30 protein-coding genes are annotated in these 26,202 nt (G+C 68.1%); 9 read left to right on the top strand and 21 right to left on the bottom strand.

From position 1 onward, the window contains the following. Positions 1-5: 5 nt before the first annotated feature. The 4 genes from M9M90_RS19445 to M9M90_RS19430 form a co-directional block, all read right to left on the bottom strand. Positions 6-1,271: an EAL domain-containing protein gene (locus M9M90_RS19445; RefSeq protein ID WP_254834884.1), complete on the bottom strand. Its 1,266-nt coding sequence runs from the start codon at positions 1,269-1,271 to the stop codon at positions 6-8. Between the two features lie 81 nt (positions 1,272-1,352). Then, the gene (locus tag M9M90_RS19440) at positions 1,353-2,231 is read right to left on the bottom strand and encodes a 3-hydroxybutyryl-CoA dehydrogenase (RefSeq protein ID WP_254834883.1); all 879 of its coding nucleotides are present in this window, start codon (positions 2,229-2,231) and stop codon (positions 1,353-1,355) included. A gap of 177 nt (positions 2,232-2,408) precedes the next feature. Further along, positions 2,409-3,353 (bottom strand): electron transfer flavoprotein subunit alpha/FixB family protein, encoded by a 945-nt coding sequence (locus M9M90_RS19435; protein WP_254834882.1) that lies wholly within the window; start codon positions 3,351-3,353, stop codon positions 2,409-2,411. Beyond that, entirely contained in the window at positions 3,353-4,099 is a 747-nt protein-coding gene (locus M9M90_RS19430) for an electron transfer flavoprotein subunit beta/FixA family protein (RefSeq protein ID WP_254834881.1), read from the bottom strand. Before M9M90_RS19430 ends, M9M90_RS19435 begins: the two co-directional genes overlap by 1 nt. Before the next feature lie 155 nt (positions 4,100-4,254). Here M9M90_RS19430 and M9M90_RS19425 point away from each other — a divergent pair, with 155 nt between their 5' ends. After that, a complete protein-coding gene (locus M9M90_RS19425; RefSeq protein ID WP_254834880.1) occupies positions 4,255-4,551 on the top strand; it encodes a hypothetical protein in 297 nt (98 codons plus the stop codon). On the opposite strand, the gene M9M90_RS19420 is transcribed toward M9M90_RS19425, so the two are convergent. The 6 genes from M9M90_RS19420 to M9M90_RS19395 form a co-directional block, all read right to left on the bottom strand. Next, the gene (locus tag M9M90_RS19420; protein WP_254834879.1) at positions 4,548-5,117 is read right to left on the bottom strand and encodes a cob(I)yrinic acid a,c-diamide adenosyltransferase; all 570 of its coding nucleotides are present in this window, start codon (positions 5,115-5,117) and stop codon (positions 4,548-4,550) included. The two genes, M9M90_RS19425 and M9M90_RS19420, sit on opposite strands and share 4 nt — an antisense overlap. A 1-nt stretch (position 5,118) precedes the next feature. Next, positions 5,119-5,325 carry a twin transmembrane helix small protein gene (locus tag M9M90_RS19415; RefSeq protein WP_254834878.1) on the bottom strand — a complete coding sequence of 69 codons (207 nt, stop codon included), beginning with the start codon at positions 5,323-5,325 and terminating at the stop codon, positions 5,119-5,121. A 37-nt stretch (positions 5,326-5,362) separates the two neighbouring features. Next, on the bottom strand, positions 5,363-5,977 hold the full coding sequence (locus tag M9M90_RS19410) for a TetR/AcrR family transcriptional regulator (protein WP_254834877.1): 615 nt from the start codon (positions 5,975-5,977) through the stop codon (positions 5,363-5,365). 135 nt (positions 5,978-6,112) lie between these two features. Continuing rightward, positions 6,113-6,766, bottom strand: coding sequence for a TetR/AcrR family transcriptional regulator (locus tag M9M90_RS19405; RefSeq protein WP_254834876.1), 654 nt, complete (start codon positions 6,764-6,766; stop codon positions 6,113-6,115). Continuing rightward, positions 6,763-6,975, bottom strand: coding sequence for a hypothetical protein (locus M9M90_RS19400; RefSeq protein ID WP_254834875.1), 213 nt, complete (start codon positions 6,973-6,975; stop codon positions 6,763-6,765). Before M9M90_RS19400 ends, M9M90_RS19405 begins: the two co-directional genes overlap by 4 nt. 400 nt (positions 6,976-7,375) lie before the next feature. Further along, the gene (locus tag M9M90_RS19395) at positions 7,376-9,016 is read right to left on the bottom strand and encodes an acyl-CoA dehydrogenase family protein (RefSeq protein WP_254834874.1); all 1,641 of its coding nucleotides are present in this window, start codon (positions 9,014-9,016) and stop codon (positions 7,376-7,378) included. A 78-nt stretch (positions 9,017-9,094) separates the two neighbouring features. Between M9M90_RS19395 and M9M90_RS19390 the strand changes: the two genes are divergently transcribed. Then, positions 9,095-9,724, top strand: a complete 630-nt coding sequence (locus M9M90_RS19390) for a glutathione S-transferase family protein (RefSeq protein WP_254834873.1) — start codon at positions 9,095-9,097, stop codon at positions 9,722-9,724. A gap of 79 nt (positions 9,725-9,803) precedes the next feature. Here the strand turns inward: M9M90_RS19390 and M9M90_RS19385 are convergent, their stop codons facing one another. Then, on the bottom strand, positions 9,804-10,586 hold the full coding sequence (locus M9M90_RS19385) for an alpha/beta fold hydrolase (protein WP_254834872.1): 783 nt from the start codon (positions 10,584-10,586) through the stop codon (positions 9,804-9,806). Positions 10,587-10,701: 115 nt separating this feature from the next. On the opposite strand from M9M90_RS19385, the gene M9M90_RS19380 reads away from it, so the two are divergent. Both M9M90_RS19380 and M9M90_RS19375 read left to right on the top strand, forming a co-directional pair. Continuing rightward, positions 10,702-11,670, top strand: coding sequence for a hypothetical protein (locus M9M90_RS19380; RefSeq protein WP_254834871.1), 969 nt, complete (start codon positions 10,702-10,704; stop codon positions 11,668-11,670). A 71-nt stretch (positions 11,671-11,741) separates the two neighbouring features. Next, positions 11,742-12,488: a 2OG-Fe(II) oxygenase family protein gene (locus M9M90_RS19375; RefSeq protein ID WP_254834870.1), complete on the top strand. Its 747-nt coding sequence runs from the start codon at positions 11,742-11,744 to the stop codon at positions 12,486-12,488. Between the two features lie 13 nt (positions 12,489-12,501). On the opposite strand, the gene M9M90_RS19370 is transcribed toward M9M90_RS19375, so the two are convergent. The 4 genes from M9M90_RS19370 to M9M90_RS19355 all read right to left on the bottom strand — a co-directional run bounded on the left by M9M90_RS19370 (position 12,502) and on the right by M9M90_RS19355 (position 17,049). Next, positions 12,502-13,608 carry an aromatic ring-hydroxylating dioxygenase subunit alpha gene (locus M9M90_RS19370; RefSeq protein ID WP_254834869.1) on the bottom strand — a complete coding sequence of 369 codons (1,107 nt, stop codon included), beginning with the start codon at positions 13,606-13,608 and terminating at the stop codon, positions 12,502-12,504. Positions 13,609-13,626: 18 nt separating this feature from the next. Next, complete coding sequence (locus tag M9M90_RS19365) at positions 13,627-15,240, bottom strand: alpha-amylase family glycosyl hydrolase (RefSeq protein WP_254834868.1); 1,614 nt, start codon at positions 15,238-15,240, stop codon at positions 13,627-13,629. A 4-nt stretch (positions 15,241-15,244) separates the two neighbouring features. Further along, positions 15,245-15,856 (bottom strand): ATP-dependent Clp protease proteolytic subunit, encoded by a 612-nt coding sequence (locus M9M90_RS19360; RefSeq protein ID WP_254834867.1) that lies wholly within the window; start codon positions 15,854-15,856, stop codon positions 15,245-15,247. A 146-nt stretch (positions 15,857-16,002) separates the two neighbouring features. After that, entirely contained in the window at positions 16,003-17,049 is a 1,047-nt protein-coding gene (locus M9M90_RS19355; RefSeq protein ID WP_254834866.1) for a hypothetical protein, read from the bottom strand. A gap of 137 nt (positions 17,050-17,186) precedes the next feature. On the opposite strand from M9M90_RS19355, the gene M9M90_RS19350 reads away from it, so the two are divergent. Beyond that, on the top strand, positions 17,187-17,918 hold the full coding sequence (locus tag M9M90_RS19350; protein WP_254834865.1) for an extensin family protein: 732 nt from the start codon (positions 17,187-17,189) through the stop codon (positions 17,916-17,918). A 58-nt stretch (positions 17,919-17,976) separates the two neighbouring features. On the opposite strand, the gene M9M90_RS19345 is transcribed toward M9M90_RS19350, so the two are convergent. Next, positions 17,977-18,942: an alpha/beta fold hydrolase gene (locus tag M9M90_RS19345; protein ID WP_254834864.1), complete on the bottom strand. Its 966-nt coding sequence runs from the start codon at positions 18,940-18,942 to the stop codon at positions 17,977-17,979. Positions 18,943-19,034: 92 nt separating this feature from the next. Here M9M90_RS19345 and M9M90_RS19340 point away from each other — a divergent pair, with 92 nt between their 5' ends. After that, positions 19,035-19,799 carry an SDR family oxidoreductase gene (locus tag M9M90_RS19340; protein ID WP_254834863.1) on the top strand — a complete coding sequence of 255 codons (765 nt, stop codon included), beginning with the start codon at positions 19,035-19,037 and terminating at the stop codon, positions 19,797-19,799. After that, on the top strand, positions 19,799-20,257 hold the full coding sequence (locus M9M90_RS19335) for a GNAT family N-acetyltransferase (protein ID WP_254834862.1): 459 nt from the start codon (positions 19,799-19,801) through the stop codon (positions 20,255-20,257). The genes M9M90_RS19340 and M9M90_RS19335 overlap by 1 nt, the downstream gene beginning before the upstream one ends. A gap of 69 nt (positions 20,258-20,326) precedes the next feature. On the opposite strand, the gene M9M90_RS19330 is transcribed toward M9M90_RS19335, so the two are convergent. Then, positions 20,327-21,085, bottom strand: coding sequence for a VOC family protein (locus M9M90_RS19330; protein ID WP_254834861.1), 759 nt, complete (start codon positions 21,083-21,085; stop codon positions 20,327-20,329). An 82-nt stretch (positions 21,086-21,167) separates the two neighbouring features. On the opposite strand from M9M90_RS19330, the gene M9M90_RS19325 reads away from it, so the two are divergent. Continuing rightward, complete coding sequence (locus M9M90_RS19325; RefSeq protein ID WP_254834860.1) at positions 21,168-21,923, top strand: helix-turn-helix transcriptional regulator; 756 nt, start codon at positions 21,168-21,170, stop codon at positions 21,921-21,923. Here M9M90_RS19325 and M9M90_RS19320 read toward each other — a convergent pair. Next, the gene (locus M9M90_RS19320; protein WP_254834859.1) at positions 21,920-22,669 is read right to left on the bottom strand and encodes a hypothetical protein; all 750 of its coding nucleotides are present in this window, start codon (positions 22,667-22,669) and stop codon (positions 21,920-21,922) included. The two genes, M9M90_RS19325 and M9M90_RS19320, sit on opposite strands and share 4 nt — an antisense overlap. Positions 22,670-22,759: 90 nt before the next feature. Beyond that, positions 22,760-23,929, bottom strand: a complete 1,170-nt coding sequence (locus M9M90_RS19315; RefSeq protein ID WP_254834858.1) for an aminotransferase — start codon at positions 23,927-23,929, stop codon at positions 22,760-22,762. 54 nt (positions 23,930-23,983) lie between these two features. Here M9M90_RS19315 and M9M90_RS19310 point away from each other — a divergent pair, with 54 nt between their 5' ends. Next, positions 23,984-24,517 carry a GNAT family N-acetyltransferase gene (locus M9M90_RS19310; RefSeq protein ID WP_254834857.1) on the top strand — a complete coding sequence of 178 codons (534 nt, stop codon included), beginning with the start codon at positions 23,984-23,986 and terminating at the stop codon, positions 24,515-24,517. Positions 24,518-24,526: 9 nt separating this feature from the next. Here M9M90_RS19310 and M9M90_RS19305 read toward each other — a convergent pair whose 3' ends face one another. After that, entirely contained in the window at positions 24,527-24,892 is a 366-nt protein-coding gene (locus tag M9M90_RS19305; protein WP_254834856.1) for a response regulator, read from the bottom strand. Then, positions 24,892-26,199: a sensor histidine kinase gene (locus M9M90_RS19300; RefSeq protein WP_254834855.1), complete on the bottom strand. Its 1,308-nt coding sequence runs from the start codon at positions 26,197-26,199 to the stop codon at positions 24,892-24,894. The genes M9M90_RS19305 and M9M90_RS19300 overlap by 1 nt, the downstream gene beginning before the upstream one ends. Positions 26,200-26,202 lie beyond the last annotated feature (3 nt).

Below are 26,202 nucleotides of genomic sequence, written 5' to 3'. Positions count from 1 at the left end.
GCGATCTAGGCGCGACGGCCGGTCCGGCCACGCAGGGTGGGGCGCAGGAAGTCGGCCGGCGGGTCGGTCTCGGCCAGGACCGCGTCGCGGATGGGGCGCGGCTCGCCGAACAGGTGACCCTGGCCGTACTGGATGTCGAGTTCCAGGATGTCGACGATCTGGCGCTCGCTCTCCACCTTCTCGGCGATCAGGTCGACCCCGTAGCGGCGGGTGAGCGCGGCGAAGTCCTGGGCCGCCAGGTCGGGCATGGAGCGCAGGACCAGGCCCTCGTCGGTCTCGGTCAGCTCGTCCAGCAGCACCTGGGCGCTGATCTTCAGGAACTTCACGTCGGACCGGGCGAGGTCCTGGAAGTCGATGTCGAGGTCGATGACCTTGTCCAGGCTGAAGCGGAAGCCGAGCTCGGCCAGCTTGCCCATGTTGCGCGCCTCGACCGCGCCGCGGGCGTCGAAGGCGGCCTGCCCGAGCTCGAAGATCAGGGCCCCGGCCAGGTCCTTGTTGGCCGCCAGCAACTCCAGGAACTGCGGGAAGAAGGTCTCGTCGGCCAGGCTGGAGGTGGAGACGTTGCAGAAGATTCCGACCTTGCGGTCCTGCTTGGCCAGCCGGCGCACGATCTGCACGCAGCGGAACAGCAGCAGGTTGTCGATCGAGGTCATCAGCCCTTCGGGCTCGGCCACGGTCAGGTACTCGGCGGGCATCAGCACCCGGCCGGTCTCGTCTCGCAGCCGCGAATAACTCTCGTAGAAAACCGTGCGCCGCTGGGGCAGGCCGACGATCGGCTGCAGGTAGAGATCGACGCGATTCTCGGCCAGGGCGTCGCGGACGGTCCCCAGCAGGGCGGCCGACTGGTGGCTGCGGCGGCTGTCGTGCTGGCGGTCGGGGATGGGGGCGCTGGCCACCCGCTCCTCAAGGCGTTGGCCCATGCGCTGGACCAGGTCCTCCAGGATGTGGACCTCGTCGTGCAGCTCCTCCGAGCGTCGGACGGCCTCGTCGGTCATGGTCTCGACGACGTCCGAGAGGCGGGTGTCGATCTTCTCCATCTGCAGCAGCAGGATGGTGTTGGCCTCGCGCACCATGTCGAGGCCCCGCTGCAGGGTGCGCATCTTCAGGCTGGCTGAGACCATGGCGTGAATGGAGGCGCATAGCGCCAGGCCGCCCACCAGGGCCGCGACGCCCGCGGCCCAGCCGCCGCCGTTCCGCCACAGCAGGAGGGCGACGATCAGCGCAAGGCAGAGATAGGTGGCCGCAAGCGCCACCGACGTGAACTGTCGCATAAGCCCGCCGGTCCGAATCAATTCGGAGTATCGGCCGGGCAAGCCTTGCAAGTCGAATGGATTAACCGTCGCAGGTAGGACCTACCGCGTGGGAACAGGCGTCTCGCCGCGATAGTCGTAGAAGCCGCGGCCGGTCTTGCGGCCGAGCCAGCCGGCCTCGACGTATTTCACGAGCAGCGGACAGGGCCGGTACTTGGAGTCGGCCAAGCCTTCATAGAGCACGTTCATGATCGACAGGACGGTGTCCAGGCCGATGAAATCGCCCAGCTCCAGCGGACCCATCGGATGGTTGGCGCCCAGCTTCAGCGCATTGTCGATGGCCTCCACCGTGCCGACGCCCTCATACAGGGTGTAGATGGCCTCGTTGATCATCGGCACCAGGATGCGGTTGACGATGAAGGCGGGGAAATCCTCGGCGTTGGTGGTGCTCTTGCCCAGCGAGCGGGCGAAATTGACGGCGGTCTCGTAGGTCGGGGCGTCGGTGGCGATGCCGCGGATCACCTCCACCAGCTTCATCAGCGGCACCGGGTTCATGAAGTGCAGGCCGATGAACCGCTCGGGCCGGTCGGTGACCGAGGCCAGGCGGGTGATCGAGATCGACGAGGTGTTGGACGCCAGCAGGGTGTTCGGGCCGAGGTGCGGCGCGAGCGCCTTGAAGATGTTCTTCTTGACCTCTTCGTTCTCGGTGGCCGCCTCGATGGCCAGGTCGGTGGCGGCGACGGTCTGCAGTTCGTCGGCGGGTTTGATGCGGGCGATGGCGGCCTGAGCGGCCTCGTGGTCGATGATGTTGCGGGAAACCTGTCGGGTCAGGTTCTTCTCGATCAAGGCGATGCCGGCGGAGATCTTCTCGGCGCTGACGTCGTGCAGCAGGACGTCATAGCCGGCCAGCGCACAGACATGAGCGATGCCGGTGCCCATTTGGCCGGCGCCGATGACGCCGACGGTCTTGATCTGAACCATGCAGAAAGAGCCTCGAATGACCTGGCCGCAAACCCAGGCGACCGCGTGTGACGGGTTTCTAACATAGGCTGGGCCGCCGCCGCCAAGGCTTTTGCTGCGCCGCAGCGAGAGCGGTCCAAAAAGAAGGGCGGCCCCTCGCGGAGCCGCCCTGGATGGTTCAACCGTAAGGCGTGGCGACTACTTCCCCGCGGCGGTCAGGGCGTCCATCAGCTCGGGCACGGCGCTCTTGTAGTCGGCGACCAGCCCGAAGTCGGCGACCTGGAAGATCGGCGCGTCGCCGTCCTTGTTGATCGCCACGATGACCTTTGAGTCCTTCATGCCGGCCAGGTGCTGGATGGCGCCGGAGATGCCGATGGCGACATAGAGCTCCGGAGCCACGACCTTGCCGGTCTGGCCGACCTGATAGTCGTTGGGGGCGTAGCCCGCATCGACCGCGGCGCGCGAGGCGCCGACGGCGGCCCCGAGCTTGTCGGCCAGGGGTTCGATCACCCGCTGGAATTCCTCGGCGGAGCCCATGGCCCGACCGCCGGAGACGACGATCTTGGCGCCGGCGAGTTCGGGACGTTCCGACTTCACCAGCTGCTGGTCGACGAACTTGGTCTTGGCCGCGCCGGAGCCGGCGGAGATCGTCTCCACCGAGGCCGAGCCGCCTTCGGCCGCCGCCTTGAAGGCGGTGGGGCGCACGGTGATCACCTTCTTGGCGTCGGAGGACTGGACGGTCTCCAAGGCGTTGCCGGCATAGATCGGGTGCACGAAGGTCGAGGCGTCGACCACTTCGACGATCTCGGAGATCTGCGCCACGTCCAGCTTGGCCGCCACGCGGGGCGAGAAGTTCTTGCCCTGCGAGGTGGCCGGGGTGAGGACGGCGTCGTAGTTGGCCATGAGCGGCACCACCACGGCTTCGACGGCCTCAGCCAGGCCCTGACCCAGCTCGTCGCTCTCGGCCAGCAGCACCTTGCGGACGCCGGCGATCTTGGCGGCGGCGTCGGCCACGCCCTTCGCGCCCGCGCCGGCGACCAGCACGTCCACATCGCCCGAGAGGGCCAGGGCGGCGGTGACGGTCTTGTGTGTGTTGTCCTTCAGCGACGCGTTGTCGTGATCGGCGATGACGAGAACGGCCATTAGAGGACCCCCGCGGTCTTCAGGTTGGAGACGAGGTCGGCGGCGGTCTCGACCTTGATACCGCCGGCCCGCTTGGCGGGCTCGGTCACCTTGAGGACCTTAAGGTGCTGCTTGAGGTCGACGCCGAGCGAGCCGGCCTCCTTGACGTCGAGCGGCTTCTTCTTGGCCTTCATGATGTTCGGCAGCGAGGCGTAGCGCGGCTCGTTGAGGCGCAGGTCGGCCGTGATGATCGCGGGCAGCGAGACCTCGAGGGTCTGCAGTCCGCCATCGACCTCGCGGGTCACCTTGGCCTTGCCGGCCGAAAGCTCGACGGCCGAGGCGAAGGTCGCCTGGGGCCAGTCGAGGATGGCCGCCAGCATCTGGCCGGTGGCGTTGTTGTCGCCGTCGATGGCCTGCTTGCCCATGATCACCGCATCGGGGCTCTCCTCGGCGATCACCGCCTTGAGCAGCTTGGCGACGGTGAGGGGCTCGAAATCCTGGTCGGTCTGGATCAGGATCGCGCGGTCCGCGCCCATGGCCAGGGCCGTGCGCAGGGTTTCCTGCGCCTGGACCGGGCCGATGGAGACGGCGACCACCTCGGTCACAGCGCCCTTTTCCTTCTGACGAACGGCCTCTTCGACCGCGATCTCGCAGAAGGGATTCATGGACATCTTGACGTTGGCGAGGTCGACGCCCGACTGGTCGGACTTCACCCTGGCCTTCACGTTATAATCAATCACCCGTTTAACCGGGACCAACACCTTCATGGGTTGCTAGCGCCTCAAATTGCATTGCGGAAAAATCGGTCGGATGCGGCATAACGCTTCCGCCGAGCATTGCAAGTCGGCGTCCGGACACACCTCGCCGCAATTTCGGCCGATGGGAGCGCTAACCGCGCGCCCTTGAGTAGAAGAACGAGACGATGAACCGCACGATCGACCGCCTGAAACTGATCTTCCTGGCGGCCTTCGCCCTGCTCAGCGCCGGCGCTTTCGTCTACCACTACGGCTGGGTCTGGCCGGCGCAGAAGTGCGAGGCTTCCGGCGACTGGTGGGATTGGCGCACCCGTACCTGCGCCCACCCGATCCCGATCTCCGACATCACCGGGCGGGTCATCAAGGACCGCGCCGCCTACGACGCGGCCAAGGCCGACGGCGTCACCGGCAAGACTGGCGACCTGGCCCGTCCGCCCGAGACCGTTCCCGCCGCCAAGAACTAGCGGGTCGCGCCCGACTTCCAGAACACCTCGCGCGCGCCGCGATCATTGGCGTGGCGGGCGGCGACGAACAGGAAGTCGGAGAGGCGGTTCAGATATTTCATCGCGGCGGGGCTGACCGGCTCGCCGGCCTCGACCAGGGCCACGGCGACGCGCTCGGCCCGCCGGGCGACCGTGCGCGCCAGGTGCAGGGCGGCGGCGGCGGCCGTGCCGCCGGGGAGGATGAAGGAGGCCAGCGGCGGAAGCTCGGCGTTCATGGCGTCGATCTCGCGCTCCAGCCGTTCGATCTGGCTGTCGATCATCCGCAGGGTGTTGGTCTCGCCCTCGCGGGGCGGGGTCGCCAGGTCGGCGCCCAGGTCGAACAGCTCGTTCTGCACCCGGGCCAGCATCGCGTCGAAGTCGGGATCCGCGGCGGTGTGCAGGCGGGCCAGGCCCAGGCAGGCGTTGGCCTCGTCCACCGCGCCATAGGCCTCGACCCGCAGGGACGCCTTGGACACCTGCTCACCGGTGGCCAGCCGCGTGGCGCCGCCGTCGCCGGTGCGCGTGTAGATCTTGTTGAGGGTGACCATCCTAGCCGCCGGCGTTGTGGCGCCACCAGACGGCGGCCACGAGAACGGCGACCGCGACGGCCTGTAGCAACACGCGCAGCCGCATCAGCTTATTGGAATAGGACCGGCCGAAGTCGCCGCCCCGGAACAGGGCGTACAGGCCGATGAACAGGGTCACCGTCACCGCGACCAGGCTGATGGGGATGAGATACTGGAAGAAAGTGTTCATGCGTTCAATCTAGCGCCGCCGCAGCGGGATGGGGAGACTAAGCCGTCGGACGGGCGCGGAAGCCTTCCGAGATCAGGCCGATATGCCGGTCCATGACCGCGCTCATGGCCTGGGCGTCGGCCTCGTCCCAGGCGGCCAGGCGGTAGGTCCAGGCGTAGGAGGCCATCAGGGCGTCGATCACCACGTCCAGGTCGCAGGCCGGATCGACGTCGCCGCGGACCACGCCCTCGGCCAGGCAGTCGCGGACCATCTGGCGCAGGCGCGGATCGCGGCCGTATGGCCGGCTGGCGGGGCTGAGCGTCCAGTTATAGGCCGCCGCGATATGGGCCAGGAACAGCCGGGTGCGGCGGGTTTCGAAGGCGTAGTGGATGGCGAAGAGCGAGCGCAGGCGGTCGGGGGTGGATCCGCGCAGATGGGGCGCCACCCGGTCGAGCTCGGCATAGAGCGCGTCCAGCCGGTCGGCCATCACCTGGCTGAGAATGTCGCCCTTGGAGGAAAAGGTGGTGAAGACGCTGCCCACCGAGACCTCGGCATGGCGAGCAATCTCTCGGACGGTGGTTTCCTCGTAGCCGCGGGTCTCGAACAGATCGCGCGCGGCGTCGAGGACGCGTTGCCGCGTCGCCTCCTTCTGGGATTTGCGTGCCCCCGCCATGTCCCCCCGTTCGCGGCGCGACCCGCGGCATCCCTATTCCCGGTTACAGGGAAGCTACGACCGTAGCCGCGCTTGCCTGTGTCTGCGACGGTTCGTCGCGGACGAGCCGCCCTCTGCGGCCCGTCCGTAACGGCTCTAGCCTCGCCGGGCCCCGGCCAGGATCACGCGGATCTGGTCCCTGGACTTGGCCTGCAGCGCCTCGAGGCTCCAGCCGTGGAAGATGGCTTCCGGATAGTTGGCCAAGTAGCAATCGAACAGCATCTGCGTCCGCAGCTTGGCCTCGATCTCCTGCGAAAGCTCCCCGCGCTCGACGCCCAGGTTAAGCTGGTCGTTGATCAGCTCATGGATGTCGTTGACCGGCGGGAGGGTGCGCAACTCCGGCCCTTGGTCGGGCAGCCAGGAAATGCTGAAGGCCGCCCGGGCCAGCGGCAGCTGGGTCTTGTAGAAGGCGTAGCCGGCCATGAAGAGGCGCAGCAGGGCGTCCTCGACCGTGCGGCCGCGGCTGCTCGCCTCGGCCATGGTCTCGGTCAGGGCCTGCATGTCGCTGACCATGATCTCGCGGAACAGGTCCGATTTGTCGGTGAAGTTGGCGAACACAGCTCCGGTCGACATGCCCGCCTCGGCGGCGATGTCGCGGATGGTGGCGCCTTCGTAGCCGGCTTCGGAGAACAGCCGCCGGGCGGCGGCCAGGACCTTGGCGCGGGTCTGCTGCTTGGCCAGGGCGCGACGGGTCGGAACGCGGACCTCGGCCTCGCCGGTGGCTTCGATGGCGTTGGAAACGTGTTTCATCGCGCTTGCAGCCTCGCCAAAGCCGCTTCCGCGCGCATTTCGAACTCTACGCAATACTCTTCCACTACCTTCTCCAGCAGCTCAGCGTAGCGCTGCGCGAGCTTCCGCCCATCACGGGAGGCGTCGCGCAGGTCGACGATCAGCTGGCGGACTTCCTCGTTGGCGTCGGCGCGATCCGGATCTATCCGGAGAGCGGTGTCATTGATCATGACCGTGCGGTCCTCTTAGCCTCTCGCCGCGGCGCGTCCAAGCGAAGGCTTTAGTCGAGCATGTTCATCGAACCCGTTCCGCGATACGGATTTGTGACGGACTTAACGCCAAAAGTCCAAGGTGGCTGTGTGGCGCAGCGTCGCAGAGCGGCGTTTTGCCAGCCTTTGCGAGACCTAATGTCATGCGAACGACCTCACTGGACTCCAGCGATCGTTGAGCATGCTCGCACAACGCTGTCATGTGGAGCGTATTCCGGCGCGTGAGTGTCGTGTTGCCGACATATGGACGCGATGATTGTCGGGCGCCGGGGTGGTCGGCGGGTCCGGGCGCCTATCGGCGCGGAGGTGGATTTGGCTCTCGTCGGCCTGGGGGTGACCTTCTTCGGGGCGAACCGATCCTCTAGTTGGCGCCTTCCAGCAGCCGCCGGGCGATGACCTGGGCCTGGATCTCGCCGGCCCCCTCGAAGATGTTGAGGATGCGGGCGTCGGCCAGGATGCGGCTGATCGGCTGCTCCACCGCGAATCCGGTCCCGCCATGGATCTGGACGGCGTTGTCGGCGCAGGCCCAGGCGACGCGGGCGGCGACCAGCTTGGCCATCCCCGCCTCAAGGTCGCAGCGGCGTCCCTCGTCCTTGGCCCGGGCCGCGAACCAGGCCAGCCGCCGGGCTCCCAGGATCTCGGCGGCCATCATGGACAGCTTGTTGGCCACGCGGGGGAAGTCGGCGATCGGGCCGCCGAACTGCCGCCGCGCCAGGGCGTAGTCCAGCGCCAGGTCCAGGGCCGACTGCGCCACCCCGATGGCCCGCGCCGCGGTCTGGATGCGGGCGCTCTCGAAGGTGGCCATGAGCTGGACGAAGCCCTGGCCCTCCTGTCCGCCCAGCAGGTTGGCGTGGGGCACGGCGAAGCCGTCAAAGGCGATCTCGTATTCCTTCATGCCGCGATAGCCGATCACCCCGATCTCGCCGCCGTCCATGCCGGCCGCCGGGAAGGGCGCCTCGACCGTGCCGCGCGGCTTTTCCGCCAGGAACATCGAGAGGCCGCGGTGATCCTTCGACTTGGGGTCGGTGCGGACCAGCAGGGTCATCAGGTCGGCTCGGGCGGCGTGGGTGATCCAGGTCTTGGCGCCGGTCACCTTCCAATCGTCACCCTCGCGGACGGCGCGGGTTCGCAGGGAGCCCAGGTCCGACCCCGCCTCAGGCTCGGTGAAGACGGCGGTCGGGATGATCGCGCCCGATGCGATGCCCGGCAGGAAGCGGGCCTTCTGGTCGTCCGTGCCGTGGGCGAGGATCAGCTCGGCTGCGATCTCCGAGCGGGTGCCCAGCGAGCCGGTCCCGATCCAGCCCCGCGACAGGGCTTCGGAGACCACGCACATGGCCACCTTACCCATCCCCGACCCGCCATATTCCTCCGGCGCGGTCAGTCCGAACACGCCCAACGCCGCCAGCTCCTCGATCAGGGCCAACGGGATCAGCTCGTCGCGCAGATGCCAGCCGTGGGCGAAGGGAACGATCTTCTCGTCGGCGAAGGCGTGGAAGTGGTCGCGAACCTGTTCCAGGGTGGCGTCCAGGCCGCTGGCCTCCAGCGAGGGCCGGCCCCTCGCCTCGTCCAGCAGGACGACGATCCGGTGGCGCACCGCCTGAGATGCGCCGGACCTCAGGCGGTCGATCAGCGGCTCCAGCGCCTGACCGGAGACGCCGAGGTCGCCGGGCCGGAAGGTCTCGCCCTGGTTCATCGGAACGCCGCCGGCCAGCTGGCTCAGATACTCGAAGGCCAGGAGCTGGGCCGGCAGGGCCTCGGCCTCGCCGAACCGGCCCTCGTCCTGCAGGTGGCGCGCCCAGGCGGCGGTCTGGCGGAGGGTCTCGGCATAGGCCGCGGTCCAGGCCAGGCCATGGGCGGCGTGCTGCTCGGCGTCGAGAGCGGCGCGGTCCAGGCGTCCGCCCGGGCTCACCCGGTCGGCCACCGCCGCCTTCGTCGCGGCCACGAAAAGGTCGGCCGCTTCGGCGGCCTCGGACAATAGGGCGTTGAGGTCTGGCAAGATCATCGGCGGTGACTATAGGCGAAGCTTGTCGTGGGTCACGTGCGCCGGTACTCCCAGCGTAACGCCACGGGAGGCAACCCAATGCTCGTCGTCCACCATCTCAACGACTCGCGCTCGCAGCGCATCCTCTGGCTGCTGGAGGAGCTTGGGGCGCCCTACGAGATCAAGACCTACCAGCGCGACGCCACCACCCGCCTGGCCCCGCCGGAACTGAAGGCCATCCATCCGCTGGGCAAGTCGCCGGTGGTGACCGAGGGCGACGCGACCGTCATCGAGTCCGGAGCGATCATCGACTACATCGTCCGCCACCACGGCGGCGGCAAGCTCGCGCCGGCCCAGAATTCCAAGGACTACGACGCCTACCAGCAGTGGCTGCACTATGCCGAGGGCTCGGCCATGCTGCCGCTGATGCTGTTCATGTATGTCGGCCGGCTGGGCGAAGCCGGCGCGCCGCTACATCCGCGCATCGAGAGCGAGATCGCCAACCACCTCGGCTACGTGGAAGGCGCCCTGGCTGGCCGCGACTGGCTGATGGGCGAGTTCAGCGCCGCCGACATCCAGATGAGCTTCGTGGGCGAGGTCACCGGCGCCTTCGGCCGCTACGGCGCCTATCCGAACATCGCCGCCTGGGTGAAGCGCTTCCAGGCCCGTCCCGCCTACCGCAAGGCCCTGGAAAAGGGCGGTCCCTACAATATGGGCCCCAAAGACTAGGCCGCGACGACCGCAGCCGATTTCAGGCGCCCGGTCTCCAGGCGCGAGGTCCAGGCGATGCGGGTCGGGGCTATCGCGGCTATCGCGCCCAGGGGTCGTCCAGCAGACCGTCGATGAAGTCGAACACCGCGGCCTTGGTGAGGGCGTGGGGGATGGCCGAGAAGTGGTCGCAGCCGGGGATCACCACCCCGTGGCCATGGGCGAAGGCTCGGGCCAGCTCGACCGGGTCGCCGTTGGTCTCCCGCTCTCCGGCCACGGCCAACACCGGCATCGGCAGGGTCGCGAACCCCGCCACGTCCAGCGGCGGGTTCGCCGCCTGGGTGAAGGCGGCCAGGGCCTGGCGGTCCTCGCCCTGCTCGTCGGCGAACTGCCGGAAGCTCTTCAGGAATGGTTCGGTGATCGTCTCCGGATCCTCCGCCAGCATGGCGGCGACCATGAGATCGCCTCGCTCGCCCATGCGTTCTGTCAGCAACTTGTCGCCCACCCCGCCCAGGATCAGGTTGGAGAACCGCTCGGGCGCGGCCAGGGCGGCCGCGGCGGCGATGCGCGCGCCCATGGAATAACCGAACAGGTCCACGCGGTTGACCCCGAGGTGGTCGATCAGCTCCACCACGTCGCGGGCCAGGTTCTCGCGCAGATAGGCTGCGGGGTCGTGCGACTTGCCGCTTTGCCCGTGCCCGCGCTGGTCCAGGGCGATCACGCGAAAGCGTCGCCGCTCGAGCGCGGCGTACCAGCCGGTGCGCTTCCAGCCCTCGTTCCGGTTCGACGCGAAGCCGTGGATCAGCAGGATCGCCCGCTCGTAACCCGCCGGGGCATTATCGTCATAGGCGAGCGCGAAACCGTCGGTTGTGATGAAGTCCATGATTTTCTTAAGAGATCGGTGAGGAAAACACAGGTATTTCAGAAATGAGTGCGGCGGAAAGATACGCGGAGAAGAAATGGGCGCCCAAGGGTCGGCAAAGACGATCATCGCGACGATGAATCGTATCGACCGGGCGACCAAGAAAGCCCTGCGCGAGCGCCAACGCAAGGAGCGAGCGACCACCCGCCGCTCCACCGCGCCCGAATTGGCCGCCCGGTACGACGCGCTTTTCGAGACCCTGACCCGCATCCACTGCGTGAAGTACGAGCGGCTGGACTGGAACGACATCGCCGGCGCCGGCCTGGTCGAGCCCGCCGTCCGCGCCAACGCCCTTGAGCAGAAGGCGCGCCGGGCGCTGGCCAACTACCAGCCCGGCCTGATCGACGGCCTGTTCGGCCTCGGCCAGGACCGCCGCCGCGCCCTGGCCGAAAAAGTGCTGGAAGCCGCCAAGAAGGACGCCGAGATCTATGCGCGGGCCAAGCGGGCCGCCGACGTCCACAATCTCGACGTCAGCGTCGCCGCGGGCGTGCTGGCTCTCGACATCTCCGCCATCGAACAGTCGCTGAAGGCCCACGTGCCCGCAGCGGAGCTGGCGCCGGTGCTGGAGGGGCTGGGAGTCCACATGCCCTCGCCCGGCAGGCTGGTGGTCTATCTGGACGCCCTGGAGTTCGACGCCATCCCCGACGAGGCCGTCGAGCTGGGCGAAGCCGGCCGCAGCGTCTATGTCGCCCTGCCGCCCGAGGTTCGCCAGGAGATGCACCTGGCCTGCGTCTGCTCCGCCACTCTGCGGGTCGCGGTGGAGATCATGACCGTGGTGCCGCTGGACGTGATCGACGTGGTCGCGCGCTGTTTCCTGCCCACCTCACGCGGCGACGTCGAGCAGCAGCCGGTCGTCCACGTGAAGGTCCCGCACCAGGCGCTGAAGGCCATGGACCTGCGCCGCCTGGAGCCGGTCTCGACGATCACCGCCCTGGGCGGGCGGATCGACTGGGAGTCGGGTCGCGGCTTCGCGCCGATCCGCATCGACGACCTCAAGCTGACCGCTCCCAAGCCGCCCCAGACCTCGCAGACCGCCGCAGCCTAGTATCCTGGGCAAATTGACAGTCGTGACACTGGGCGATTAGCTCGCCGTCATGGTTCTTGGAGGGTCGTTGCGTGGCGGCAAGCCTTAAGATCGATCCAAAGATTGATCCCGAACGGCTCGCGCCTGCCTTCCAGGCCAAGGGTCGCCTTCACATCCCGGACTTCTTCAAAGGCAACGGCGCGAAGCATGTCGCCGACGCCCTGGCGGGCGATGTCCCCTGGGTGCGGACCATGGTGGTGCAAGGCAAGGGCGTGGAAGCTCCCTTGGCGGCCTGGGCGATGCCGAGTCCCCAGCGCATGCAGGTTGAAGCGCATGTGATCCAGACCGCCCGCAGCGGCTTCCAGTACTCGTACGATGCGTGGCGCATCAGCGACGCTATCCAGGCCGGGCGTCGCGTCGGGGGTAAGCTGGAGCCGATCGAGGCGGTCTACGACTTCGTCAACGGCGAGGAGTTCCTCGGCTTCGTGCGCAAGCTCACCGCCGACGAGCGCCCGACCAACAGCGACGCCCACGCCTCTCGATACGGCGCCGGCCATTTCCTGAACACGCATCACGACGGCAACGCCGACTCCGGGCGGCTATATGCCTATGTCCTCAATCTGACGCCTCAGTGGCAGACCGACTGGGGCGGCGTCCTGCTCTTTCAGGATGACGCACGCAACGTGACGGAGGGTTTTCCGCCGCGGTTCAATGCGCTCAACATCTTCCGGGTGCCGCAGCACCACAGCGTCAGCCAGGTCGCGACGTTCGTGAACGCATACCGATATTCCATCACGGGTTGGGTCAGGCGAACGGTCACGGCGAAACCGAAGCGGTAGCCACCGCCCGCCGCTAGCTGCGCCACCGCAGGGTGGCGGCTTCCACTGGGTTCACGAACCCCCGGGCCTCCTTGCGGCTCAGCGTCCATTCACGCTTGAGCTGCTGGTACCACTTGGCCTGGCGGTCGGCGTCGTCGATCCACAGCAGGGCCGGGTCGTAGCGCAGGCCCTCGTTCTGCAGGTTCACCATGTCCCCGTCCTGGCGCAGGAAGGCGCGGGCGCCGGCGGCGATGAACGGCTTCAGGAAAAGGAAGGCCGGGTGATCGGACCAGACGACCTGGGTGATCCTGGTCTTCGTCTCCGACACCGGGGTCAGGCAGGTGAGCGACAGAACCTGGCGCGCGCCGACGGTGACGTGTTCCCAGCGCAGCCCGGGAATGCGGAAGACGATCTCGGTCAGGGGCTCGCCGCCCAGGATGGCGTAGGCGCGGCTGTTCTTGGACGGCTCGTGACGGACCATGGCGAAGCCCTGCTCGCGCGGCTCGAACGTCTTGGCCTTGTCGTGTTGGCTCTTGGCTGACCGCCACCACCATTGCTGATGCACATAGGGCCCGTGGGCCGGGTCCATGAGGCCCACGACGGCGTGGTCGATGTGGGCGTCGAACACCATTCGGTCGACCAGCTTGGGTCCACCGCCGACCACGCCGGGGAAGACCGGCGGCGGCTCGGCGGGCTCGCCCGCGAAGCGCGGATCGGAGCTCACCCAGATAAAGACCAGGCCCTGGCTCTCGGCGGTCGGATAGCGGCGCACGCGGATGCGGCTGACATCCATGGCCTGATCGCCCACCAGGGACGGGATGGCCGCGCAGGCGCCGTCGGTCTTGAACCGCCAGCCGTGATAGGGGCACTCGACGCTGGGGCTTCCGTCGGCCTCCTGGGTCAGCTTGCCGGCCGAGAGCGGCGCGGCGCGATGCGGGCAGATGTCCCGCAGGGCGTACACCTTGCCGGCCCGGTCGCGGCCCAGCAGCACCGGCTCGCCCAGCAGCTCGTAGCGCTGCAGCTTGCCGGGCTTGAGATCGCTGGAGAGGGCGGCGAAATACCAGATGTCGTACAGGAACCCGCGGCCGAACTTGGCGTCGGCGGCGGGAGCGCGGGCTTGCTTGGACGCGTCGTCGGCCATGGGCTCTTCTTTAGCGCGTCACGCGAGCCGCAGGAACCGCACCGCGTGCGCCTCGAGATGCAGGGCCGCGCCGTCCAGCCTGGCCTCGCCGGCCGACGGCGCCAGCACGCTCGCGCCTGTCAGCCGTTCGTCGCCGAACACCGCCGGCGCCGCGCCCATGTTGAAGACGCAGGCGATCCGCTCTTCGCCCTCGCGGCGCAGGAACGCCAGGATCGGCTCAGGCGCGGTGATCATCTCGATGTCGCCCGTCGTGAGCACCGGCGAGGCCTTGCGGAGGGCGATCATGGCCTTGGAGAAGGCGAGGACGGAGTTCGGGTCCGCCGCTTGGGTCGCCGCCGACAGGCCGGCATGCTCCACGGCCAGCGGCAGCCAGGGCTCGGCGGTCGAGAAGCCCAGGTTCGGCCCTTCGGTCCAGGGCATGGGCGTGCGCGAGCCGTCGCGGCCCTTGGCGATGGGCCAGTAGAGGTCCCCCACCGGGTCGCGGATCTGCTCGCGCGTCAGGCTCTGAGCTTCGGGCAGGCCCAGCTCCTCGCCCTGGTAAAGCAAGGTCGTGCCCTTCAGGCTGAGCAGCAGGGCCAGCATCAGGCGGGCGACCGCCTCGCCGCCGCCGAATCGGGTGGCGGTGCGCGGGATGTCGTGGTTGCAGAACGAGATGCAGGGCCAGTGGCCGGGAAATCGGTCGAGCGTCTCGTAGTGGTCGCGGAAGATCCGCGGCGACAGCTTGCGGGCGTGCAGCAGGACGAATGTGTAGGCTGAGTGCAGGCCCTCTTCCGGCGTGCAATAGGCCCCGCAGCGTTCCTCCTCCTCGGAGAATTCGCCGAACACGAAGCGATCTCCCCCTTCAACCCCGTTGTGCGCGTCCACCCGCCGGCGGATGATCTCCAGCAGGGGGATGTTGTCGGGCAGGTTGGAGTCGTGCAGATGCCGCTGCATCTCGCTGGCGTGCGACCAGTGATGGCGGGTCCGCTCAGCGGCCGGCACGGCCGGGTTATCAGCCAGGCTGTCGTCGTGCAGGAAGGTCCCGGCGACGTCCAGGCGGAAGCCGTCGATTCCCTTGGCCAGCCAGAAGTCCAGCACGTCCAGGGCCGCGGCCTGGGCGGCGGGATTGCGCCAGTTCAGCTTCGGCTGCTGGCGTAGGAACTTGTGATGGTAGTGCTGTCGCCGCGCCGGCTGGTAGGCCCACGCCGGGCCGCCGAACACGCTGAGCCAGTTGTTTGGCGCGGTCCCGTCGTCGGCCGGATCGGCCCAGACGTACCAGGACGCCTTGTCGCCCTCGGCTCCGCCGTCGCGGCTCTCGGCGAACCAGGGGTGCTCGTCCGAGGTATGCGACAGCACCTCGTCCAGCATGACCTTCAGCCCGCGGGCATGGGCGGCGTCCGCCAGGGCCTCGAGGTCGGCCAGGGTCCCGTAATCGGGATGGACCCCCTCATAGTCGGAGATGTCGTAGCCCCAGTCGCGGTTGGGCGAGGGATGGACGGGCGAGAGCCAGATGGCGTCGACGCCCAGGCTCTCGATGTAGTCCAGCTTGGCCAGCACACCCTTGAGGTCGCCGTGGCCGTCGCCGTCCGCGTCGAAGAAACTGCGGACATAGACGTGGTAGACGACCGCGCCCTTCCACCAGGGCGCGGCCATCTTCTTACGCGTCCGTGGCGTTACGGATGATCTTGGAGACCAGCCCGTATTCGACGGCGGCCTCGGCCCCCATCCAGAAATTCCGCTGGGTGTCCTTGACGATCTTCTCGTACGGCTGACCGGTCTCCTTGGCGATCATGCGGTTGACGCGCTCGCGCATCTTCACGATCTCCTCGGCCTCAATCTGGATGTCGCTGGCCTGGCCCCGCACGCCGCCGGTGGGCTGGTGCAGCAGGAAGCGGGTGTTGGGCAGGCAGAAGCGGCTGTCCTTGTGTGCGCCCAGGAAGATGTGCGCCCCGGCGGAAGCGACCCAGCCGGTCCCGATCACCTTCACCTGGGGACCGCAATAGCGGATCATGTCGTGGACGGTGTCGCCGCTCTCGACGTGACCGCCGGGGGAGTTGATCACCACCTTGATCGGCTTGTCGCTCTCGGCCGCCAGGGCGAGGAGCTGGGCGGTCACTCGCTCGGCCAGGCGCATGTCGATCTCGCCGAACACCAGGACGGTGCGCGACTTGTAGAGAGCGTTCTGGACGGGTCCCGCCGTCATCGGCATGTCGGGCTTGCGGGAGGCGTCGTCGTCGTCGTCGTCTTCGTCCAGGCGCCAGTTACGCATAGGTCAGGTCTCCAAAATTCGTTGCACGGAACGTGCGTCGCCCCGCGCGGCTTCGCAAGGGCCGGAGCGTCGCGCCCCGGCGGATAATGTCCAAGATTCCCGCCTTTAGGGCGTTCGCCGACGATTGGATAGTTGGCCCGCGCCGCTTATCGCACCTTGAGCGCCAAGATCACCAGCAGGGCTGAGACGCCAAGATGCACCAGCATGAAGCGCACCAGGACCTGGCTGTTAGACCAGCCCAGCTCCTTGCGACAGTGATCGTGCAGCGGGAAACGAACGCCACCCAGGACCCTTAGGCCGAAGAACCGCATGAGGGCGACCTTCACCAGCCCCGTTGCTCCGTTCAGGAGCAGAACCGAGCCGATAAGCAGCAGGAACAGCGGGTTGTTGGTGGCGACCACCAGCATGCCGATCAACAGCCCTATGGGGCGTGAACCGGCGTCACCCATGAGCACCAGGCTGGGCGCGGCGTTGTACCAGAGGTAGCCGGCGATACTGCCGACCATGAGGAAGGCCATGATCGCCCAGCTCGCGCCTTCGGGGTTCACCGGAATTCTCAGATGCTGGGCGACCACCTCGTTGCCGATTACGGCATAGAGCAGGCCCCCGAGAATCAGTAGGGCGGTGGCGGTGAGGCTGCCCGAGACCCCATCGACCCCGTCCGAACAGTTGGTGGCGTTGATCGAGAGCCAGATCATTCCGGTGGCCACCGGCGTCGCGACCCATGGCGACAGCAGAATTGCGTCCCTCCAGCCCGGCAGCCAGATCGCCACCGGCTGCATGCCGTAGATCACCATTGAGGCGCCGACGGCGATCGCCAGATCCATCGCGGCGAGCTGGTACTCGCTGAACCCACCACGGCGATCGTCGAAATAGCCGACCATCATTGCGGCCAGGATGAAGGGAAGGGTCAGCAGGCTCCGCGCGTCGAAGGGGACGAAGACCAGCGCCGCCATGCAGAAGACGCTCACGAAGATCAGGCCGGCGCTGATCGGCTTTCCCACGCTCTGTTCGGCGTTGATCGCGAAGGCCCGTCCCCGGTCGGTGGGCAGCGCCGGCCAGAGCCTCGGCAGGACGACCCAGGTGACCAGCGCGCAGCAGGTGAAGCCGATTGCGGCGAGGAAGAAGAACGAATCGAATAGCCGCAGTGGTCCCCAGACATGGCCCAGCGTGGCGTAGATCCAGTTCAGCATGCGGGGCGTCCGGGACGGTTTGTACGGACGGGATCTCTACCAGTCTGCGCGACTTGTCGACGGCTTGAACCCGATTTCGCGACAACGCGCCGTGGCAATCTGGGTTGGCTGAACCGTAGCGCCGACGAGTCGTTCCAATGCCCGTGCTCTCGCTCCAGTCCCGAACGCCGGAAGGCCTCGCACTTGCCTCCCTGTGGGCGCTCGCGCTCGACCTGTCCCTGGCGCTGATGGCCGCGTTCTGGATCGCCAATGCGATGGCCCCGCCTCAGGACCTGCCATGGAAGCCGCTGCGCCTGATCGATCCGCCGGGCCTGGCCACCGACATGAAATTCCGGCAGGCCGCGGGCGACCGCCGCCTCTGCCGCGCCGTGCTGGCGGAGGGTGGGGTCAGGATCGCCGAGGTAGCTCCCCGGACCGACGGCGCCTGCGCCCAGCTCAATGCGGTGCGCATCTCGGGCGGGGTGACGCCGCTCCGGCCAGCGGGCCCTGTGATGACCTGCCCCCAAGCCCTGGCCTACGCCTTCTGGGACCGGCACGACCTGCGCCCGGCCGCGCGCGAAGTTCTGGGAACAAGCCCCAGCGCGTTGGAGCACTACGGAACCTATGCCTGCCGCAGCATCGCGGGCCGTGACCGGTTGAGCGAGCACGCCTTCGCCAACGCCCTCGACGTGGCCGCAGTGCGCTTCACCGATGGCCGGCAGGTCTCGGTCCTGCGGGACTTCACCGACGACGATGAGTTCGGCGTCTTCTTGCGGCGCGTTCGCACCGGCGCCTGCCGCTGGTTCAGCGCGACCCTCAGTCCCGATTACAACGCCGCCCATCGAGACCACCTGCACCTGGATTCCGGCCGCTACCGGGTTTGCCGCTAGAGCGCTTTCCGGCGAAGTGGAGACCGGTTCGCCGCCAGAAAGCGCGCCCAAGAAAAACCTAGAGCGAGGCGAGCCAGGGCAGCAGGCGGGCGTTTACCTCGGCGGGACGTTCCTGCTGGGTCCAGTGGCCGCAGCCTGGCAGGACGTCGGCGCCGCGCAGGTCGGTCATCTCGGCCTTCATCATGGCCACCAGGTCGCCGCGCCCCAGCATGCTGAGCACCAGGTCGCGCTCGCCGCCGATGAACAGCGACGGCTGCTCGATCTTCCGGCCCTCGAACCTGGATAGGTACTCGAAGTCCCGCTCGTGGTTGCGATAGCGGTTGATCGGGCCGCGGAAGCCCGATCGCTCGAACTCGGCGACGTAGTAGTCGAGATCGTCGTCGGTGAGCCAGGCGGGGAACGGATCAGGATCGACCAGGCCTTCCAGCAGGCTCTGTCCGTGGACCTTGTCAGTGGGCCAGGTTCCGTCCGGGGCGTCGCCGCTGATGGCGTAGTAGAACTTGCGCAGGCCGTCGCGGGGGTTGGCTTCCAGCTCGGCCTCGGCCGGGCCGACGTTCTGGAACCAGGCCTGGTAGAAGAACTTGCCGCGGCTGGTGAACACCGTGTCGATGAGGTCGGTGAACGGCCGCTTCGGCACGCCCAGATAAGGCACCGACAGTCCCGCCACCGCGCGTACCCGGTCGGGGCGGATCAGGGCGGTGTTCCAGACGATGGGCGCGCCCCAGTCGTGGCCGACCAGCACGGCCGGAGCGTCGGGGCTGAGCTGCTCGATCACCCCGGCCACGTCGGCGACCAGGTGCTCCATGTCATAGGCTTCGATGGGTTGGGGCCGTGACGAGCCGCCATAGCCGCGCACGTCGATGGCGCAGGCGGTGAATCCGGCCGCCGCGATGGGCCCCATCTGGTGGCGCCAGCTGTACCAGCTCTCCGGGAAACCGTGGACCATCAGGACCAGCGGCCCTTGGCCCTCGATCGCCGCGCGCAGGGTGACCTCGGGCAGCTCGATCTCGCGGAAGTCCGGCATGGAATTCGCTCCCCAACCCGGGCTTGACCCAACGTCGCCCGGCGCCGCAAATGGCGGCCATAAAATCAAACACATGTTTGGAAGGAAGCGCCATGGGTGAATTGTTCGACCTGACCGGCAAGGTCGCCGTGATCACGGGGTCCTCGCGCGGGATCGGCAAGGCCATCGCCGAGCGCATGGCTGAGCATGGCGCCAAGGTGACGATCTCCTCGCGCAAGGCCGGCCCCTGCGAAGAGGTCGCCGCGGCGATCAACGCAAAGCATCCGGGCGCGGCGATCGCGGTCCCGGCCAACATCTCCTCCAAGGACGACCTGCAGAGAATGGTCGACGAGACGCGCAAGGCCTTCGGCAAGATCGACATCGTGGTCTGCAACGCCGCCTCGAACCCGTTCTACGGTCCGATGAGCGAGATCCCCGACGACGCCTTCCGCAAGATTCTCGAGAACAACATCATCGCCAACAACTGGCTGATCAACATGACCGCGCCCGAGATGAAGGAACGCAAGGACGGCGCGATCATCGTCATCTCGTCCATCGGCGGCCTGCGCGGCACGGGCGTGATCGGCGCCTACGCCATCTCCAAGGCGGCCGACATGCAGCTGGCGCGCAACCTCGCCCAGGAGCTCAGCCCCCACAACGTCCGGGTCAACTGCATCGCGCCCGGCCTGGTCAAGACCGACTTCGCCAAGGCCCTGTGGGACACCCCGGCCGGCGAGGCCCGCGCCGCGACCGGCACCCCCCTCCGCCGCCTGGGCGAGCCCGACGACATCGCCGGTGGGGCCGTGTTCCTGGCCTCGAAGGCCGGTTCCTGGATGACCGGCCAGACCATCGTCATCGACGGCGGCTCGACGGCCTGATGGCGCACGGCGGGGGGAATGGTTTCCGGTTCTCGCCCGCCGTCGCCTCCGACCTGGAGCGGCTGGTCGAGCTGCGGATCGCGGCCATGCGCGAGAGCCTCGAGCGGATCGGCCGGTTCGATCCCGTGCGCGCGCGGCGGCGCATGGTCGAGCAGTTCCGGCCCGAGCACACCCGCCTGATCTGGCGCGGCCAAGCCCTGGCCGGCTGCGTGGCCTTCGGTCCGGACGCTCCCGGCTGGCTCCGGCTTGAGCACTTCTACGTCCATCCGCACCACCAGCGCGCGGGCCTGGGCGCCGGCGTCCTCGCGACCCTGCTGGCGGAGAGCGACGCACAGGCCCTGGCGGTCAGGCTGACCGTCATCCGCAAGAGCGCGGCCAACCGCTTCTATTCGCGCTTCGGGTTTTCGGAGACCGGGCGCGACGAGGTGGACATCTTCTACGAACGTCTGCCGGCCTAGACCTTCACCACCAGCTCCACGCCTGAAGCGCGTCTATCCGCGCCTGGAGCGCCGGGTCGGCGACCACGCTCATTGTCCGCTCCGTTCGTACTGCATGGCGGCGAAGAGGTTGGCCTCGCTGTCCTGAAAGAAGATGTGACGGCCGACGCCCTGGATGTGGAAGGGCGCGGAGAGCACCGCGCCGCCGGCCGCGGGAATGCCGGCCACGGCGGCCTCGATATCCGGGACACCGAAGCTGACGGCCAGGCCGGGCAGGGCGCGGCCCTCGACCTGGTGGCGGGCCTGGAGCGCGCCGCCGACGCCTGCGCCATGGAGCTGGAAGAAGTCCGGGGGGCCCCAGGGCGTGAAGGTCCAGCCGAAGACCCGCTCGTAGAAGGTTCGCGCGCGTCCGACGTCGTCGGCGTTGATGGAGACGTGGCGTAGCTGGGCCGTGCCCGGCGCGGCGGCCGCGCCCTCCGGGGTGGCGCCGCGCTCGTACTGCATGACGCCGGCGATATTGCCCTCGGTGTCCCGGAAGAATGCCAGGTGGCCCACCGTCTCGATGTGGAAAGGCGGCATGATCACCTTGCCGCCGGCCGTCTCGATCGCCGCCGCCGTCGCCTCGACATCCTCGACGCCGAAGGTGATCTCGACGCTCGGCATGACCTGGCCGGCGATATCGCGGCGGCCCTGCAAGGCGCCCATGAAGCCAGCTCCGGCGCTGCGGGTCTGGTAGAAGCCGGGCGGTCCCCAGGGGGTGAAGGTCCAGCCGAAGGCGTCCTCGTAGAAGACCCTGGCGCGGGGCACGTCGTCAGCGTTGATCGCGAAATGACGCAGGGTGGCGGTCATGGCCTGCTCCTCGGTCCAGGTCGCTAGGCTAGGCGGTTCCGGGCGCGGCGTGCTTGCGATAGTCTGACGACAAATGTCGTCCATGCGCCAAAATGCCCGCGATCCCGACGGCTTTCCGGTTCGCGGTCTCGCCGTGACCTATCGCGACGGCCACCGGCTGGATCGCCATACCCACCCCTGGGGTCAGCTGATCTACGCCGCCAGCGGGGTGATGTCGGTGGCCACGCCGCAGGCCGCCTGGTTGGTGCCGCCAACCCGCGCGATCTGGGTGCCGGGCGGGACGCCGCACGAGATCAGGATGCGCGGAACCGTGGCCATGCAGACCCTCTACCTGGCCCCGGCCGCCGCCGACGCGCGGCTGACGGCCTGCCGCGCCCTGGAGGTCGCGCCCCTGCTGCGCGAACTGATCCTGCACATCGTCCGGATCGGCATGCTGCGGGTCGGAGATCCGGCCCACGACCGACTGGAGGGGCTGCTGCTGGACCTGATGGCGGCGGGCGAGACCGCGCCCCTGGTCCTGCCCCTGCCCAGCGATCCCCGCGCCCGGACCCTCGCCGAGCACCTGCTGGCCGCGCCGGAGGCGACGACGCCGCTCGCCGAGCTGGCCCGCGGCGCCGGGGCCAGCGTGCGGACCCTGCAGCGGCTGTTCCTGACCCAGACCGGCCTCTCGCCCGAGGCCTGGCGCGGCCGCGTGCGCATGCAGCAGGCGGTGGTGTCGCTGAGCGCCGGAGTCCCGGTGACCCAGGCGGCGCTGGACTGCGGCTATGACAGCGTCTCGGCCTTCATCGCCGCCTTCAAGCGGGCGTTCGGAACCACGCCCGGCCGCTATCGGCCCTAGTAGCGGTCGTACGGATCGCGCGGCGGCGCGGCCCCGCGGTCGTCATAGTCGCGCGGCGGAGCGTCATAGCGATCACGGTCGTCATAGGACCGATAGGAGTCATGATGCTCCCGGCTCGGCTCCTGGCAGCAGCGCGAACGGTCGCTATAGGCGTTGTAACGCGCGCCGCCGTAGGTGGTGGAGGACGAGTAGCTGGAGCGGTACTCGTAGTTCGAGTTCGGGGTCACCCGGCGCTCGTAATAGGTGGCCGGCGCGCGCTCATAGTCGCGGCGATAGCCCTGGCTGTCGTCATAGCCCGCGTCATAGCCCCGATCATCGCCGTAGCCGTAGCCGGAGCCGTACTGGCGATCATCATAAGCCGCCGCTGGCGCTTCGTCCTGGTAGCTCTGATAGGCGGGATGGTTCCAATAGGCGGCGGTTTCGCAGGCCGCCGAGGCGTGGCCGGCCTTGGCGCCGATGATCGTCCCCGCCAGGGCTCCGAGCGCAGCGCCCTCGGCCACGACGCCGGCCGCGGCCACCGCGCCGCCCGCGAAGCCGCCCGCCACCAGACCGAACAGGCCCCAGCCCAGGGCGCGGTTGCCGGCGGTGCGCCGGCAGGGATCGGCCGACCCGTAGCGGGCGCTGTCATAGGCGGGCGCCGGCGCCTGGGCGTAACGCTCATAGCTCTGCGCCTGGGCCACGCTGCCGGCGAACATCGTCGCCACGGTCACGGCGGCCAGCACCGCATGTTTCTGACGGAGCTTCATCGGTCGTCCTTCAACACCCACACAGATCCTGTCCACAGCATAGGCCCGGTCGGAGAGCGCGTGAAACGCAGACAACCTGCGAGATAGATTTTAACCCTCTGCGCGCGCCAGGTCCCGCGCCCGGGCGAGGCGCTCGATCCCGGCGTCGAGGGTCGCGTCGGCCTTGGCCAGACACAGGCGCAGGATGGTGGTCACCGGGTCCTGCTCATAAAGCGCCGAGACCGGAATGGCCGCCACGCCCGCCTCCTTCACCGCCCGAAGGCAGAAGGCGCGGTCGGGCTCGGAGACCCCCGAGGCCGGCAAATCGACATTGAGGAAATAGGTCCCCTGGGTCGCCAGGCTGACGAAACCCTCCCGCGCCAGGCCCTCCGCCAGCCGGTCGCGGGATCGCGCCAGGTCCAGCGGCATCCTGGCGAACCAGTCGGCGCTGTTGTCCAGGCCCCAGGCCACGGCGGCCTGCAGGTTGGGCGGGGTGGTGAAGGTGAGGAACTGGTGGGCGCGGGCCAGGGCGTGGGTGAGCGCCGGGGCGGCGCACAGGAAGCCCACCTTCCAGCCGGTGAGGCCGAACATCTTGCCGGCCGAGCCGATCTTCACGCAGCGCTCGCGCATGCCCGGGAAGGCGATCAGCGGGCGGTGCCTGGCCGGCGCGAACACCACCTGCTCCCAGACCTCGTCGCAGATGGCGGTCACGTCGTGGGCGACGCAGAACTCCGCCAGCAGGGCCAGGTCCTCCTCCGGCAGGACCAGGCCGGCCGGATTGATCGGGTTGTTCAGCACCACGAACCGGGTCTTCTCGCTGAAAGCGGCCTCCAGCATGGCGCGATCGAAGCGCCAGTGCGGGGGGCTCAGCGTCACCAGCTTCGGCACGCCGCCGGCCCGCCGGATCAGCGGCAGATAGGCGTCATAGAGCGGCTGGAAGGTCACCACCTCGTCGCCGGGTTCGATGAGCGACAGGAAGGTCGCCGCCAGGGCTTCCGTGGCCCCGGACGTGATGGTGACCTCGCGCGCCCAATCGAAGTCCAGGCCCTGGGTGCGGGCGTAGTGGCGGGCGACGGCCTCGCGCAATTCGGGCAGGCCGGCCATGGGCGGATACTGGTTGTAGCCGTGTAGGACCGCCTCGGCGGCCTTGGCGCGGATCGCCTCCGGACCGGGATCGTCGGGAAAGCCCTGGCCGAGATTGACCGCGCCGTGCTGGCGCGCGAGCCCGGACATCTCCTCGAAGATGGTCGTTGGCAGGTTTGCGAAGACCGGATTCGCCATGACCGTTGCGTAGACCATTTTCCGCCGAAGTGGATGCCGGTTCGGCGAAAGAAAATGGTCCAACTAAAAATTGCCCGAGCGAAGTCCGACCGGACTTTGCCGGGCCATAACTTCCGCGCCAATATCCCAGACATGGAGATCGTCGATTTCGAACCCCGGCACGCCGAGGCCTGGCGCAGGCTGAACGAGGCGTGGATCGGCAAGTACTTCGTGATTGAACCGAAGGACCGGGAGGTCCTGGATGATCCGACCGGCAAGATCATCGCCAAGGGCGGTCACGTCTTCATGGCCGAACGGGACGGCGAGATCATCGGCTGCGTCGGCCTGATCGCCATGTCCGACGGCGGGTTCGAGGTGGCCAAGATGACGGTGACCGAGTCCGCCCGCGGCACGGGCCTGGGCAAGATCCTGATGCAGGCCTGTATCGACAAGGCCCGCGAGCGCGCCGCGCCGAGGCTCTATCTGGAGACCAATTCCAGCCTGGGTCCGGCGCTCGGCCTCTACCGGTCCATGGGCTTCGTCGACCTGCCGCCGACCGACACGCCCTATGCGCGGGCGGACGTCTTCATGGAGCTGGTGCTGGCATAGGGGTTCGCCCTAGTGCTGCGTGACCCCGCGCAAGGCGTCGCCCAGGGTGCGGCGGGTGACCGGCTTGCCCAGGAAGCCGACCGGGTTGATCCCGGCCATCTGGGTGCGGAAGTCCTCGGTGATCGAGCCGGAGACGAACAGCGAGCGCACCCCCAGCAGATCGTAGAGCTTCTGAGCCAGCTTGCCGCCGTCGGTGTTCCTGGCGAGGCGGATGTCGACCAGGGCGACGTCTGGGCGATCGCCCTCCGCCAATTCATAGGCGGTGCAGGCGTCGGCGGCCTCGGCCACCACGAGGTGGCCCATGTCTTCGAGCAGGCTGACGATATCGAGCGCGATGAGGGCGTCGTCCTCAACCACCATGATACGCATGGTCATTACTGGCTCCTCGGGAAGACGACGGCGAAGGCTGCGCCGGCTTCCGGTTGTTCGACTACAAGGCGTCCACCCAGTTGCCTAGCAAGAGCCTCGATGGCCCTCATTCCCAAGCTTTTCTTGGATCGCGACGTAAAGCCCTTGGGCAGACCCACACCGTCGTCGGACACGCTTAAGCGATAGTCCTGGCCATCGGTTCCGAAGCCAACGTGAATGCGACAAGGCCTATCTGCTGGGCACCCGTATTTCAAGGCGTTGGTGACCAGCTCGTTAAGGATAAGGGCCAGCGGCACAGCCTGTTTAAGGTCCAGGACATGGGCCTCGACCGAGGTGGTCAGCTGCACGTCTTCGCGGCCCAGGGAGTCCACCAGGTCGTGGGCCAGGGCCTTTGCGTAGTGGCCGGCGTCGAAGGCGCCGACCTGGCCGCCCGACTTGTAGAGCTGCTCATGGACCCGACCCACGGCCATGATCCTGTCCAGGGTCTTGTCCAGGGCCTCGCGGGCCGGACCGTCGGGGACAGAGCGGGATTGCAGACGCACCACGCTGGCGATCTGCTGCAGCGAGTTCTTGACCCGGTGGTTGACCTCGTCGAGCAGCAGCGAGCGATCAGCGAGCAGGGCGCGCAGCCGCTCGGCGGTGTCGGCCTCGACCTCTCGGTCCAGGCTGAGCTCGCGCTGGGCCTTCACGAACAGGAAGGTTAGGACCAGGGCGAAGCCCACCAAGAGAATGATCAGTCCGGCGCGGATGAGCACTGTCTGGCGCGCGCGCTGGTCAAGCAGGCGCGCCTCCTCGGTCTCCAGTTGGGTGACGATGCGGCGAACGCCCTCCATGGCCGCGATGCCCTCGCCTCGGAGAATGATGCTGAGCGCCGCCGGGGCGTCGCCCTTCCGGCGCTCAGCCACGACCTGGTCGACCACGTCCAGCCGCTTCGCCATCAGGGCGCGCAAGGTGACGATTCGCGCCTGCTGCTGGGGATTGTCGGCGGTCAGGATATCGACCGCGTTCACCTCGGCCTCGGCGCGCTCGCGCCCGTCCTCGATCTGCTCGATGAATCGCTGCTCGCCGGTCAGGACGTAGCCGCGCTGCGCGGATTCCGAATCTGTGAGGGCCTGGAGCACATCGGCGATGCCGTTGCGCACTTCGTGGGTATGGGCCACCTTCCGAGCGGCGTGATCATACCAGAAGAAAACGCCGCCGACGCTGGCGAAGGTCAGGAACAGGGCGGCGACAGTGCCGGCGAGCAGACGGAACGCCCGCTCGCGCGCAGCTTGACGATTGGAACCCGAGACTTCGGCCGGATCCCGCGCCACGCC

It is taken from the genome of Phenylobacterium sp. LH3H17 (assembly GCF_024298925.1).
Lineage (GTDB): Bacteria > Pseudomonadota > Alphaproteobacteria > Caulobacterales > Caulobacteraceae > Phenylobacterium.
The sequence above is the reverse complement of the archived record's forward strand: the minus strand, read 5'-3'. Positions and strand labels throughout refer to the sequence as shown.

Coding starts and splice junctions, on each gene's coding strand:
- M9M90_RS19445 (WP_254834884.1), bottom strand. CDS start 1,271: ATGCGACAGTTCACGTCGGTGGCGCTTGCGGCCACCTATCTCTGCCTT.
- M9M90_RS19440 (WP_254834883.1), bottom strand. CDS start 2,231: ATGGTTCAGATCAAGACCGTCGGCGTCATCGGCGCCGGCCAAATGGGC.
- M9M90_RS19435 (WP_254834882.1), bottom strand. CDS start 3,353: ATGGCCGTTCTCGTCATCGCCGATCACGACAACGCGTCGCTGAAGGAC.
- M9M90_RS19430 (WP_254834881.1), bottom strand. CDS start 4,099: ATGAAGGTGTTGGTCCCGGTTAAACGGGTGATTGATTATAACGTGAAG.
- M9M90_RS19425 (WP_254834880.1), top strand. CDS start 4,255: ATGAACCGCACGATCGACCGCCTGAAACTGATCTTCCTGGCGGCCTTC.
- M9M90_RS19420 (WP_254834879.1), bottom strand. CDS start 5,117: ATGGTCACCCTCAACAAGATCTACACGCGCACCGGCGACGGCGGCGCC.
- M9M90_RS19415 (WP_254834878.1), bottom strand. CDS start 5,325: ATGAACACTTTCTTCCAGTATCTCATCCCCATCAGCCTGGTCGCGGTG.
- M9M90_RS19410 (WP_254834877.1), bottom strand. CDS start 5,977: ATGGCGGGGGCACGCAAATCCCAGAAGGAGGCGACGCGGCAACGCGTC.
- M9M90_RS19405 (WP_254834876.1), bottom strand. CDS start 6,766: ATGAAACACGTTTCCAACGCCATCGAAGCCACCGGCGAGGCCGAGGTC.
- M9M90_RS19400 (WP_254834875.1), bottom strand. CDS start 6,975: ATGATCAATGACACCGCTCTCCGGATAGATCCGGATCGCGCCGACGCC.
- M9M90_RS19395 (WP_254834874.1), bottom strand. CDS start 9,016: ATGATCTTGCCAGACCTCAACGCCCTATTGTCCGAGGCCGCCGAAGCG.
- M9M90_RS19390 (WP_254834873.1), top strand. CDS start 9,095: ATGCTCGTCGTCCACCATCTCAACGACTCGCGCTCGCAGCGCATCCTC.
- M9M90_RS19385 (WP_254834872.1), bottom strand. CDS start 10,586: ATGGACTTCATCACAACCGACGGTTTCGCGCTCGCCTATGACGATAAT.
- M9M90_RS19380 (WP_254834871.1), top strand. CDS start 10,702: ATGAATCGTATCGACCGGGCGACCAAGAAAGCCCTGCGCGAGCGCCAA.
- M9M90_RS19370 (WP_254834869.1), bottom strand. CDS start 13,608: ATGGCCGACGACGCGTCCAAGCAAGCCCGCGCTCCCGCCGCCGACGCC.
- M9M90_RS19365 (WP_254834868.1), bottom strand. CDS start 15,240: ATGGCCGCGCCCTGGTGGAAGGGCGCGGTCGTCTACCACGTCTATGTC.
- M9M90_RS19360 (WP_254834867.1), bottom strand. CDS start 15,856: ATGCGTAACTGGCGCCTGGACGAAGACGACGACGACGACGACGCCTCC.
- M9M90_RS19355 (WP_254834866.1), bottom strand. CDS start 17,049: ATGCTGAACTGGATCTACGCCACGCTGGGCCATGTCTGGGGACCACTG.
- M9M90_RS19350 (WP_254834865.1), top strand. CDS start 17,187: ATGCCCGTGCTCTCGCTCCAGTCCCGAACGCCGGAAGGCCTCGCACTT.
- M9M90_RS19345 (WP_254834864.1), bottom strand. CDS start 18,942: ATGCCGGACTTCCGCGAGATCGAGCTGCCCGAGGTCACCCTGCGCGCG.
- M9M90_RS19340 (WP_254834863.1), top strand. CDS start 19,035: ATGGGTGAATTGTTCGACCTGACCGGCAAGGTCGCCGTGATCACGGGG.
- M9M90_RS19335 (WP_254834862.1), top strand. CDS start 19,799: ATGGCGCACGGCGGGGGGAATGGTTTCCGGTTCTCGCCCGCCGTCGCC.
- M9M90_RS19330 (WP_254834861.1), bottom strand. CDS start 21,085: ATGACCGCCACCCTGCGTCATTTCGCGATCAACGCTGACGACGTGCCC.
- M9M90_RS19325 (WP_254834860.1), top strand. CDS start 21,168: ATGCGCCAAAATGCCCGCGATCCCGACGGCTTTCCGGTTCGCGGTCTC.
- M9M90_RS19320 (WP_254834859.1), bottom strand. CDS start 22,669: ATGAAGCTCCGTCAGAAACATGCGGTGCTGGCCGCCGTGACCGTGGCG.
- M9M90_RS19315 (WP_254834858.1), bottom strand. CDS start 23,929: ATGGCGAATCCGGTCTTCGCAAACCTGCCAACGACCATCTTCGAGGAG.
- M9M90_RS19310 (WP_254834857.1), top strand. CDS start 23,984: ATGGTCCAACTAAAAATTGCCCGAGCGAAGTCCGACCGGACTTTGCCG.
- M9M90_RS19305 (WP_254834856.1), bottom strand. CDS start 24,892: ATGACCATGCGTATCATGGTGGTTGAGGACGACGCCCTCATCGCGCTC.